General features: G+C 52.1%; 10 protein-coding genes and 1 riboswitch. Of the genes, 9 read left to right on the forward strand and 1 reads right to left on the reverse strand.

Features of this window, described 5'->3' with window-relative positions; translation table 11 throughout:
* Window positions 1–9 precede the first annotated feature (9 nt).
* The 9 genes from BLP91_RS08730 (at window position 10) to BLP91_RS08770 (ending at window position 10,267) form a co-directional block, all read left to right on the forward strand.
* The gene (locus BLP91_RS08730; protein ID WP_091569711.1) at window positions 10–1,473 is read left to right on the forward strand and encodes a lipopolysaccharide biosynthesis protein; all 1,464 of its coding nucleotides are present in this window, start codon (window positions 10–12) and stop codon (window positions 1,471–1,473) included.
* A gap of 5 nt (window positions 1,474–1,478) precedes the next feature.
* Window positions 1,479–2,894, forward strand: coding sequence for an O-antigen ligase family protein (locus BLP91_RS08735; protein WP_091569714.1), 1,416 nt, complete (start codon window positions 1,479–1,481; stop codon window positions 2,892–2,894).
* Window positions 2,891–4,012 carry a glycosyltransferase family 4 protein gene (locus BLP91_RS08740; RefSeq protein ID WP_091569716.1) on the forward strand — a complete coding sequence of 374 codons (1,122 nt, stop codon included), beginning with the start codon at window positions 2,891–2,893 and terminating at the stop codon, window positions 4,010–4,012. The genes BLP91_RS08735 and BLP91_RS08740 overlap by 4 nt, the downstream gene beginning before the upstream one ends.
* A 22-nt stretch (window positions 4,013–4,034) precedes the next feature.
* On the forward strand, window positions 4,035–5,291 hold the full coding sequence (locus tag BLP91_RS08745; protein ID WP_091569719.1) for a glycosyltransferase family 4 protein: 1,257 nt from the start codon (window positions 4,035–4,037) through the stop codon (window positions 5,289–5,291).
* A gap of 146 nt (window positions 5,292–5,437) precedes the next feature.
* Window positions 5,438–6,358 carry an SDR family oxidoreductase gene (locus BLP91_RS08750; protein WP_091569722.1) on the forward strand — a complete coding sequence of 307 codons (921 nt, stop codon included), beginning with the start codon at window positions 5,438–5,440 and terminating at the stop codon, window positions 6,356–6,358.
* Between the two features lie 169 nt (window positions 6,359–6,527).
* The gene (locus tag BLP91_RS08755; protein WP_425412201.1) at window positions 6,528–7,187 is read left to right on the forward strand and encodes an exopolysaccharide biosynthesis polyprenyl glycosylphosphotransferase; all 660 of its coding nucleotides are present in this window, start codon (window positions 6,528–6,530) and stop codon (window positions 7,185–7,187) included.
* Between the two features lie 443 nt (window positions 7,188–7,630).
* Window positions 7,631–7,741, forward strand: a riboswitch (SAM riboswitch).
* 77 nt (window positions 7,742–7,818) lie between these two features.
* Window positions 7,819–8,802: a methionine ABC transporter ATP-binding protein gene (locus BLP91_RS08760; RefSeq protein WP_091569727.1), complete on the forward strand. Its 984-nt coding sequence runs from the start codon at window positions 7,819–7,821 to the stop codon at window positions 8,800–8,802.
* Window positions 8,795–9,451 (forward strand): methionine ABC transporter permease, encoded by a 657-nt coding sequence (locus tag BLP91_RS08765; RefSeq protein ID WP_091569730.1) that lies wholly within the window; start codon window positions 8,795–8,797, stop codon window positions 9,449–9,451. Before BLP91_RS08760 ends, BLP91_RS08765 begins: the two co-directional genes overlap by 8 nt.
* Window positions 9,452–9,472: 21 nt before the next feature.
* Window positions 9,473–10,267, forward strand: a complete 795-nt coding sequence (locus tag BLP91_RS08770; protein ID WP_091569733.1) for a MetQ/NlpA family ABC transporter substrate-binding protein — start codon at window positions 9,473–9,475, stop codon at window positions 10,265–10,267.
* An 80-nt stretch (window positions 10,268–10,347) separates the two neighbouring features.
* On the opposite strand, the gene BLP91_RS08775 is transcribed toward BLP91_RS08770, so the two are convergent.
* The coding region (locus BLP91_RS08775; RefSeq protein ID WP_143003508.1) for an IS3 family transposase at window positions 10,348–10,626 on the reverse strand (279 nt) is incomplete at its 5' end.

Genomic DNA, 10,626 nt, shown 5'->3' on the forward strand with positions numbered 1-10,626 from the left:
TGGCGCGCTATGCTGAATAAGATTAAACAACTGTTCTCCGATTCCACCGCCTTTGCACTGGCGTTGATGGGGAACAAGATCGTCAGCTTTCTTCTGGTTCCGGTTTACACACGTCAGTTGCAGGCGTCCCAATTTGGGGATTGGGATTTGACCAATACGATCGCTATGGTTCTGACCTATTTTTGCATCCTGGGTACTGACACCGCCTTCGCCTATTATTTTTTCGAGGCGAAGGATGAACGGGATCGTAACGGCTATTTTACCGCGGCAGTGGGAATTCCAGCTGTTATCAGCCTGTTCTTCCTCCTGATTATCTCCTTCGTCAGCGCACCATCGGCGAAGGTCCTATATGAGGACGGGGAAGCCTATCCACACCTGCTGACGCTGGCGATACTGGTGATCGTCTTTAATGTGATTATTCAACAGACTTTGGCTTATGCGCGGTACAGCCGGCAAGTTTGGACTTTTAACCTGGGCAGCATGAGCTTTGTTATCGGCTCGTCCCTTGCCAGCGTCTATTTTGTCGTCGTGGAAAACCTTGGGGTAAAGGGGATCTTCTACGGGCAGATCCTGGCCCAGTCCATCGTGGCGACATTCCTGTTATGGTACTACCGGCATAAGTTTACGATCTCCGTCAAGCAAAAACATTTGCGGGATCTTTTGAGCTACGGCTTGCCCCTGTTGCCTGCCCTGTTAGCTTTTTGGGTGATGAATGCGGTCAGCCGCCCCATGATCTACCACATAGTTTCTTCGGAAGCTGCCGGGATCTTCGGGTTGGCCTTGCGTTTTGCCAGTATGATCGCCCTGTTGACCACCGCCTTCCAGTTGGCATGGCGGCCCTTTTCCGTTTCCATTAAGGAGCGGGAGGACGCACCTCGCATTTACAGCCTGCTGGGACGCGCATTTCTGGTGGTCGGCACCTTTTTCATCCTGTTTCTTACCTTTTTCATCGAACCAATCATTCAGATTGTGGCAGGGAAGGAAGAGTACTTTGCTGCATATCCCTACGTCTGGATGCTGGCGACGGGGACGCTGCTCAACACCATGCATCTGATCGTCGGCGTCGGACTCTTGATACAAAAGCAGACCAAAGAAATATCCAAAACCTTTCTGGTCGCCGCGCTCATTTACTTTGCCGGTAACGCTTTGCTGATCCCGGCCTTCGGTCCGTGGGGGACGGCGGCGATGAATGTGATCACGTATCTGTTCGCATTTATATCCATTTACAGGAAAAGTCAAAAAGTGTACCGGGTGAACTTCAGATTTCGCAGCATGTTGGTTTATCTGGGGATTTATCTGGTGACACTCTCTGTGATCACCTGGGGACAGGTGCAAGGATGGCAGGGTATGTGGATTTGCTATCTGGTTTCTCTGGTTGTCATGGTTGCGTCGGTATTTGTGACCGGCCTATTTAATTCCGAGTCCGTCGCCGACCTGCGACACCGGTTGCCGAATCTCGTTGGGAAAAGGTGAGTGTGATGTCGTCATTGTTGCTGCCGAGACAACAACAACTGAACCGCCTGTTTCACCTGATGGTGGTTTTTGCCGTATTGGGACCGACACTGGGTATCAAAATTCCGTGGGGTGCGGCGGAACCCTGGATCAATGTGACGCTATTCCGGATCGCATTCTTCCTGTTGGTGGCGTCCTTGATCATTCGTTGGGTGCAGGAGCAATCCCTGGAATCAACCCATCTGTATCCCATTCGCTGGCATACGGGCTTCTTCGCTTTCTGGGTTCTGTATTCAGCGGCCTCCCTGGCTTGGGCCGCCAACCTGGGCTACGGCATCCGGTACACCGTCTTTCTGGTGACCATGTTACTGTTATGCCTGTCGTTTCCCTTTTTCCTTAAGAATGCCGGCAAAATCATTTGTTCCGTCCGGGTGTTGTTCGGGGTTTACTTCACTATGGTTGTCTTCGGCTTGATCGAATCACTCACTTTTTGGCATCTTCCCGCGTCTCGCTATTTTGGGACGGACTCACCTAACCCGACCTCTTTTTTCACCAATCAAAACGACTTTGCCACAGCGATTACCTTGGGGCTTCCTTTTTTGGTCACCGCCATGTATATGTTGCCGATTCGTCGCAGGACCAAGGGATTGCTCTATGTAACAGGCATCATCGCACTCTGTGTTCTGTTTATCACCGGATCTCGCAGCAACAGCGGCTTTGCTTTGCCACTGGCGGGAATTGCCTGGCTGGTTTTGATTAAATTTACGCTGAATGGGCGCCAGTTGCGCAGACATCTGTTAAAGGGAATCGGGCTGTTGGTGTTGGCTGCTCTGCTGGTCAATCTGCTCAACCACACTCTTCTGTCACAACATACTCGTGACCGGCTGGGCGCCACCATGGGGGTCCTCCAAGATCTCCGGGGCGATTGGAGCATCCAAAAGGACGGGACTCAACCACAGGAGGAGCCAGCCTCCGGGGATCAAAGCATCAACATGAGGAAGGCCTTGATCATGAATGGTCTCCAGTTTCTCCACCAAAGCAATTACTTCGGAGTGGGAGCCGGCAATATCGAACATCACATGGTGGGAGCGCCAGGAACTGGAGGCAAAGTAAATATTCACAACTGGTGGGTGGAGATACTGGTCAACTACGGAGTAGCCATCTTCCTCCTTTACATGGCTCTGTATGGCTGGTTGCTGTACCGGTTGTGGAGACTGGCCCGGATCGAAAATGCTGACACTCTCTCGCCGACGGTGCGGTGGGGAGCGGCTGCCAGTTTGATCGCCCTAGTGGGCTACTTCTTCGGCGGCATGTCTCCGAGCACCGCGATCCATTTCACCCCGATGTGGATCGTCTATGGCCTCGCTCTTGCCGTTGTCGCTGTCGGTACCAGGGAGGAGAAAGGGGAATCCGGGAGAAAGGCCGCGGAACGGAAGGAATGAAAAAGGACAGAATGAACGGGAAAATTATGATGTTCAGCTCTGTGCACAGCTACAACGATTCCCGCGTTTTTCACAAGGAGGCCGTCTCACTGGCCAAGGCCGGCTATCAGGTGGAACTCCACGCCCTCGCTGATTTCGAACAGAAAGAGGAAAAGGGAGTGCGGATCGTGGGACTTCCGCGCCCTAAAAATAAACTGACCCGTCTGTTGGGAGGCTGGCGCCTGTTTCGCCGGGCTTTGGGCAGCGGGGCGGACCGATTCCACTTCCACGATCCGGAATTGCTTCCCTGGGGGGTGCTGCTTAGGTGGATCACCCGCCGTCCGGTCATCTATGACGCCCATGAGGATCTGCCGAAACAGATTTATACCAAACCCTGGATTCCCACACCGCTGAAAGGGGTGTTATCACGGCTCGCCAACCTTATGGAAAAAGGGATGGCTCGCAGGTTATCGGCGGTGGTGACGGCGACGGAGCCGATCGCCAATCATTTTGCCTCCTGTCGGCGGGTGGAAGTGATCAAAAATTACCCCCTCCCCTTTCCTCCCGTTTCGCCCAAGCGGGAAGAAGATTCGGTCCATCGGATTTTATATGTAGGGGGGGTCTCCTATTTGAGGGGTTATCGGGAAATGCTGAAGATGATGGAGTATTTGCCCCCGGAATTAAATGCTGAGCTGCACTTGATCGGACCTTTGCAGCATATCGACGAGGAGGACCGGCAGGTGGAGGCGCTTCGTGAGAAGGGAATTCATCTCCACGGATCGATTCCCTTCGAAGAAGTGCAAAAATGGTTAAGCGTTGGGAAGGTGGGGTTGGTTTGTCTTCACCCGGTGGAAAATTACCGGGAGTCCCTTCCGATCAAAATGTTTGAATACATGGCTGCGGGTCTCCCCGTCGTCGCCACCGATTTCCCCCTGTGGCGAGAGATCGTTGAAGGCAGTGGAGCTGGTGTGACCGTCGATCCGCTCTCCCCGCAAGCGATCGCCCGTGAGGTGACCCGGATTTTGCGGGAGGACACAGTCAGACAGCGGATGGGGGAGAAGGGAAAGGCCGCCCACCGCGACATATATAACTGGCAGGTGGAAGAGAAAAAATTGATTCAGCTTTATCAGCAGTTCTAAGGGATAAAGGGAGTGAAGCGAAGTGCGTATCTGGATCGCCAATCATTATGCCGTTCCACCGAATCTCGGCGGAATCACCCGGCATTATGAACTGGCCCGGGAATGGGCGGAGGAAGAAGGTGCCGATGTCACCCTCTGGCTGTCTTCTTTTAACCACCCGAGAAGAACATTTATCGACGCCGAAGAAAAGCGGGAGATTCAACCGGTTTCCAATCTCCACCTTCGATGGATTTGGTCCTTTCCCCATACCCGGAACGATATTCGCAGGGTGTTAAATATGTTAAGTTTTGCTTTCCTTTTCTTGATCGCCGGTTTGTTCCGGGGGCGGCCGGATGTGTTATACGCTTCATCGCCTCACCTGCTCACTCCCTTTTCCGGATGGTTGCTCGCCAAACTTAAACGCTGTCCCTTTGTGCTGGAAGTCAGGGATTTGTGGCCGGATACCTTGATCAAGATGAACGGGTTGCGAAACCGGTATCTGATTAAATCGTTAACCTGGTTAGAGTCCTTCTTATACCGCAGGGCAGATAAAATTGTGGTGTTGACGGAATATCAACGGCGGTTTATCGCTGAAAAAGGGATCGACCGGGAGAAGATCTCCCTCATTCCCAATGGAATTGTGAGGGATTCCTGGCAACGGGATCCGTCGGCGAAAAAGCGATACCGGCAGCGGATGGGCGTGGACCCCGGTCAATTTGTCGCTCTTTATGCCGGAGCTCACGGACCTGCCAACGCCCTTGAACATGTGGTGCGAGCCGGGCGTTATCTGCCGAAAGACTCCGCCATCGTCCTGATCGGGGACGGTCCGGAAAAGGACCGCCTTCGCCGTATCAAGGAAGAGGAGAGCCTCTCCAACGTCTATCTGCTCGATCCGGTCCCTAAAGGTGAGATCTATCATTATATCGATGCCGCCGATTGCGGTATCATTTCCCTGGCGGACAATGAGATCTTCCGAGGGGCTCGTCCCAATAAACTGTTTGACTATATGTATATCGGTAAACCGATCATTACCAACGTGGACGGGGAAGTTCGGGAAATCGTCGAGGCTAACGGTGTCGGTCTATTTAGCGGTGTGGAGGACCCCCGCGGCTTGGCCGAAGCGATGGAAAAAGTGAAAAGGAAAACGGATGAAGAGAAAAACGCGCTGGCGGAGCGGGCGAGTCAGTATATCGACCGCTACGGAGACCGGAAGAAGTTGGCCCAAACCCTATTTTGGGAGCTGCTTTCTCTGGGAGGTGTCGAGATGGAGAAGGTGAAGGAAGCGAAGCGCTCCGGATGACAGAAAAAAGGTGTGAAGGATACTCTTCCCTGTGTTAGCGGAGCGACCGGCGTTCCAATGAACCATGAACCATGAACCATGAACGGCCGGAGAAACACGCCACCCAGTAAAACGGGTTGGATCGGGCGAAAGAAGGAGTTTTAGACATGAAGGTATTGGTAACAGGAGGAGCGGGCTTTATCGGCTCCCATATCGTGGACCGGCTGTTGGAAAAGGGGCATCAACCGGTGGTCTTAGATAATCTTTCCACCGGTGATGAAGGCTATTTACACCCGGAGGTTCCCTTTTATCGGATGGATGTCCAGAGTGAAGCGGTGGATGAGGTTTTCCGGAAGGAGAAGCCGGATGCGGTGATTCATCAGGCGGCTCAATCCCAGGTGCCCCGTTCGATCGAAGCCCCGATCGAGGATGCGCAAACCAATCTTTTGGGGACGATCCGACTTTTAGAGGGATGTCGTCATCATGGGGCCAAAAAATTTATCTACGCCTCGTCGGCGGCGGTTTACGGTAACCCCCAGGACTTGCCCATCGACGAAGAACACCCGGTTTCTCCCCTGTCCCCCTATGGGATCTCCAAGCTGACCCCCGAACGGTACATTCGGGTGTACCAGGAGCTGTACGGACTCACCTATACCATCTTCCGCTATGCCAATGTGTACGGCATTCGCCAGGTGCCGCACGGAGAAGGGGCGGTGATCTCCATCTTTGTCGACCGCCTGTTGCATGACCGGCCTCTGACCATCTTCGGCGATGGAAAGCAGACACGGGATTACATTTACGTAGATGATATCGCCCGGGCCAATGTGGCGGCACTGGATCGGGGGGACGGGGAAACGCTCAATATCGGAACCGGCGTTCGCACTTCGCTCAACGATTTGGTTGAGACGGTGGAGTCCATCACCGGTCGCAAGATTGAAGTGGAGTATGGACCCGATCGACCGGGAGACATTAAACACAGTTATTTCAAGATCGATCGAGCCTTGAAGTACCTAGACTGGTCCCCGCTGACCTCATTGGAACAGGGGCTTAGCCGGACGTTGTCTTATTATGGTGTCAAGGTGAAGTAGATCCATGCTCTGTAACATCAATGTAAAGTTATCGTAAAAAACATGCCCAGAAACATTGTAAAAGCTGGGGAACTGAAGTATACTGATTAGCAGATTGACTGCCTGGTCGCAGCGTTGAGTGTAATGTTTCTGTAACATTTCATCCATAACCATCTCAACGGAACTTACTATGTACGGCAGGAGTGGTTTGCGGATGCGTTGTAAAGCGGCGGCTTACCAAAGCGATTCACAGGCACGGACGAAGGGATGGGGTTTTTATTCCTTCTTCAAACGGTTATTTGAAGTGGTTTTTTCCGTATCCCTGTTGCTTTTTATCCTACCCGTGCTGCTGTTGACCGCAGCCGCGATCAAACTAGAGTCCAGAGGTCCGATTTTTTACAAGCAAGAGCGCGTCGGCTTAAACGGTCGTCCTTTTCATGTGATCAAACTTCGTTCCATGCGTATGGATGCGGAAAAAAATGGACCCCAATGGGCTTCCAAAGACGATCCGCGCGTTACCCGGGTCGGGAAATTTATCCGTAAAACCCGGATCGACGAAGTGCCTCAGCTGATCAACGTGTTGCGGGGGGATATGAGTCTGATCGGCCCTCGACCGGAACGGCAAGTCTTTACCGATAAATTTGCCAAGGAAATCCCCGGTTTTAAACAGCGTTTGATCGTCAAGCCGGGGTTGACAGGTTGGGCCCAGGTGAACGGGGGATATGAAGCCACCCCTGAAGAGAAATTTGAGATGGATATGTATTACATTCAAAAACAATCCTTTCTTCTGGATATGAAGATTCTGGTACGAACCGTATGGGTGGTTCTGTCGGGAACCGGGGCCCGGTGATAAACGAAATATAGACGATCAAAGGGTTGCCGCCGGGAGAGGGGCAACCCTTTTGACAGTTGTTTTATATATGGAAAACCGTTGTCCGGTCCGTCAGTCGGATGTATTAAAACATCAACCGCAGGGACAAATAAAAGAGGAGCCACAGAGGGACGCTCATACATGCTGCGTTAAAAATACCCAACCAAAAGGTTTTTCCGACCACTGGGTAGTTCATTCAGGGCACCCCCAAGTACCTCTTGTTAATTATATTATAAGCCATTTCGCCTTTTTGTAGTGTGGGCAGCGGCAAATGTAAAGGAAATGTAATGTCGAGGTAAACCGAAGTAATCTGCACAGGCTCCCACCAAAGGAGTTCGACCTGTATTTGGCATCTCCGCTCCTGTTGACGGATCAGCAGGTCAGTGTTATCATCTGGATCGTGACATGAAAATATGTGCTTTCTCTTATCGAGAGAGGTGGAGGGACTGGCCCGATGAAGCCCGGCAACCGGCCATGATTGATATGGTAAAGGTGCCAATTCCTGCAGGATCTGTATTCCTGACAGATGAGAGAAAGGGTCCGATCGATTGGGAAACGATCCTTTCTGCGTCTGTAGAAAGGATTTTTTATATATGGACGGTGAGAAATCTTGATTGAACTGAAAGGGATCGGAAAGGTTTTTCCAGCGCGCCGTAGCAGTGAGGCGGTGAGGGCGCTGGAAAACGTCAATCTGAAAATCGGAGCTGGGGAGATCTTTGGTGTGATTGGACGGAGCGGCGCGGGAAAAAGTACGCTACTCCGTCTGGTGAACGGATTGGAATCCCCGACAGAGGGTTCCGTTCAGGTGGACGGTCGGGAAATTTCCCGTCTCTCGGAGGCGGAACTGCGGGCTGAACGGCAAAAAATCGGCATGATCTTTCAGCACTTTAACCTGCTATGGTCCCGGACCGTGTGGCAAAATGTCGCTTTCCCCCTTGAAGTGGCCGGGAAATCAAAGGCGGATATCCGTAAGAAAGTGGACTACCTCCTGGAGCGTGTGGGCCTGTCGGAGCGGGCAGATGCTTATCCCGCTCAACTGTCCGGCGGCCAAAAACAACGGGTGGGAATCGCCCGGGCCTTGGCCAACGATCCAAAGGTATTGCTGTGTGATGAAGCCACTTCCGCCTTGGATCCGGAGACCACGTCGTCCATTCTTCAGCTTTTAAAGGAGATTAACGAGGAGATGGGGATCACCCTGCTCCTGATCACCCACGAGATGGATGTCGTCCAGGAGATTTGCCACCGGATGGCGGTGATGGAAGAGGGACAGGTGATTGAAACCGGTGAGGTGGAACAGCTCTTTCATCATCCGACCCATCCTTTGACCCGTCAGTTTGTTCATCAGGTGGAGCGGGCACCGGCGGAATCCCCGTCAGGCGTCCGAATCACTTGCTCTTCCCAATCCTTTCCTCAGGTGTGGGGGATCTTACAGACGGCGAAAAATAACGGGGTGACCGTCAATATGCTCGGCGGGGAAGTGAGTGAAGAGGACCAGATCACCTTTGTCCTGGACGGAGCGCAGGAGGAAATGGATCGGGTTCTGCATAGCTTGGAAGAGTACCGGTTGCAAGGGGAGGTGAAATCCCGTGTTTAACGAAGTGGACTGGAACGCTGTTTGGCAAGCGACTGGTGAGACCATCTATATGGTAGGGATTTCTACCTTCTTTACAGCCCTTTTTGGGATTCCGCTGGGAATCCTGTTAGTAGTGACAGATCGGGGACAGATTTGGGAAAATACGTGGCTGCAGAAGGTAGCGGCTGTGATTGTCAACTTTTTCAGGGCAGTTCCCTTTATCGTATTGGTCCTTTTTCTATTTCCTGTGGCGGAATTTTTGGTGGGAACAAGCCTGGGTCCGACAGCAGCCACCATTCCACTGATCGCTGGAGCGGCTCCCTTTTATGCACGGATTGTAGAAACCGCTCTGCGGGAAGTGGATAAGGGCGTGGTGGAGGCGGCGCTCGCCATGGGAACCACCCGCTTTCGAGTCGTGACCAAGGTGTTGCTTCCCGAGGCGACTCCGGCGTTGGTGTCGGGACTGACCGTCACCTGTGTCACCCTGATCAGCTTTTCCGCTATGGCTGGTGTGGTCGGCGGAGGCGGTCTAGGTGACGCCGCCTACCGCTTCGGTTTTCAGTCCTTTAACGACGGGATGCTTTATGTTTGCGGCTTGCTGCTGGTTGTGATGGTTCAACTGATACAATGGATCGGTGATACTTTGTCCCGGCGTTTGGATAAACGGTAAGCCAGAATGGAGGAACCACTCATGTGGAAAAAATTGACTAAAATCGGTCTGGCTCTCTCCTTGACCGTTGTGCTTGCGGCATGTGGGGCCGGAAAAGAGGAGAAAAACCTGACCGTGGGAGCAAGCCAGGTTCCCCACGCCGAGATTTTGGAACAAGTGAAACCTCAGTTGGAGAAAAAAGGAATCAACCTGGAAGTGAAAGTGTTTCAGGATTACGTGACCCCGAACAAAGCCGTGGAGGAAGGACAGCTGGACGCTAACTTCTTTCAGCATGTGGTTTGGATGAACACAACCAACCAGGAACGGGATTGGCACTTGAAAAAAGTGACCGGGGTCCATATCGAACCGATGGGAGCCTACTCCAAAAAGATCGATAAGGTGTCCCAGCTGAAAAAAGGTTCCACTGTCGCCTTGCCCAACGCTACCAGTGAAATGACCCGGGTGCTTCTCCTGTTGGATAAACAAGGATTGATCCAACTAGATGACACAGAGGGAAAAAAGACGCTGAACAACATCGAGAAAAACCCGAAAAAGCTCAAGTTTAAACCGATGGAAGCTGCGGCATTGCCTCGTTTCCTCGATCAGGTAGATATGGCGATCATCAACACCAACTACGCCCTGCAAGCCAATCTCAATCCGAAAGAAGACGCTCTGTTCAAGGAAGGGAAAGATTCTCCCTATGTGAACGTGTTGGCGGTGAAAGCTGGTAACGAGGATAATAAAGCGGTGCAAGAATTGGCTGAGGCGCTCAACTCTCCGGAAGTGAAGGAGTTTATCAACGAGAAATACAAAGGGGCTATCGTCCCGGCCTTTTAAGCATAGGAATCAATAAAACAAACCCCCTGATGCAGATGTGGTCAAGCCCCCATTTTGTAGACTCTTGGAAAAAACCCGGGTTAAGCGACAAGTTGGCGTCTGTATTCCACAGGCGTCAACTTTTTTAATCTCCGTTGAATCCGTTGTTCATTGTAAAATTGAATGTACTCCTCAATACACCTTTGCGTTTCAGTAATATCTTGGATACCATGGAGGTACAGAGCTTCTGCTTTCAAGTGGGAAAAGAAGCTCTCGATGCAGGCATTGTCAAAGCAATTGCCTCTCCGCGACATACTGGGTGTTAGGTCCACCCGGTCAAGCATGTCGTGGTACGCTCGGGATGTGTACTGGAATCCTCG

It is taken from the genome of Melghirimyces thermohalophilus (assembly GCF_900102685.1).
Classification (GTDB): Bacteria; Bacillota; Bacilli; order Thermoactinomycetales; family DSM-45169; genus Melghirimyces; species Melghirimyces thermohalophilus.

Excerpts from the sequence above, each read along its gene's own strand:
- BLP91_RS08755 (WP_425412201.1), top strand. The coding sequence starts at position 6,528 with ATGTACGGCAGGAGTGGTTTGCGGATGCGTTGTAAAGCGGCGGCTTAC.
- BLP91_RS08740 (WP_091569716.1), top strand. The coding sequence starts at position 2,891 with ATGAAAAAGGACAGAATGAACGGGAAAATTATGATGTTCAGCTCTGTG.
- BLP91_RS08735 (WP_091569714.1), top strand. The coding sequence starts at position 1,479 with ATGTCGTCATTGTTGCTGCCGAGACAACAACAACTGAACCGCCTGTTT.
- BLP91_RS08730 (WP_091569711.1), top strand. The coding sequence starts at position 10 with ATGCTGAATAAGATTAAACAACTGTTCTCCGATTCCACCGCCTTTGCA.
- BLP91_RS08770 (WP_091569733.1), top strand. The coding sequence starts at position 9,473 with ATGTGGAAAAAATTGACTAAAATCGGTCTGGCTCTCTCCTTGACCGTT.
- BLP91_RS08750 (WP_091569722.1), top strand. The coding sequence starts at position 5,438 with ATGAAGGTATTGGTAACAGGAGGAGCGGGCTTTATCGGCTCCCATATC.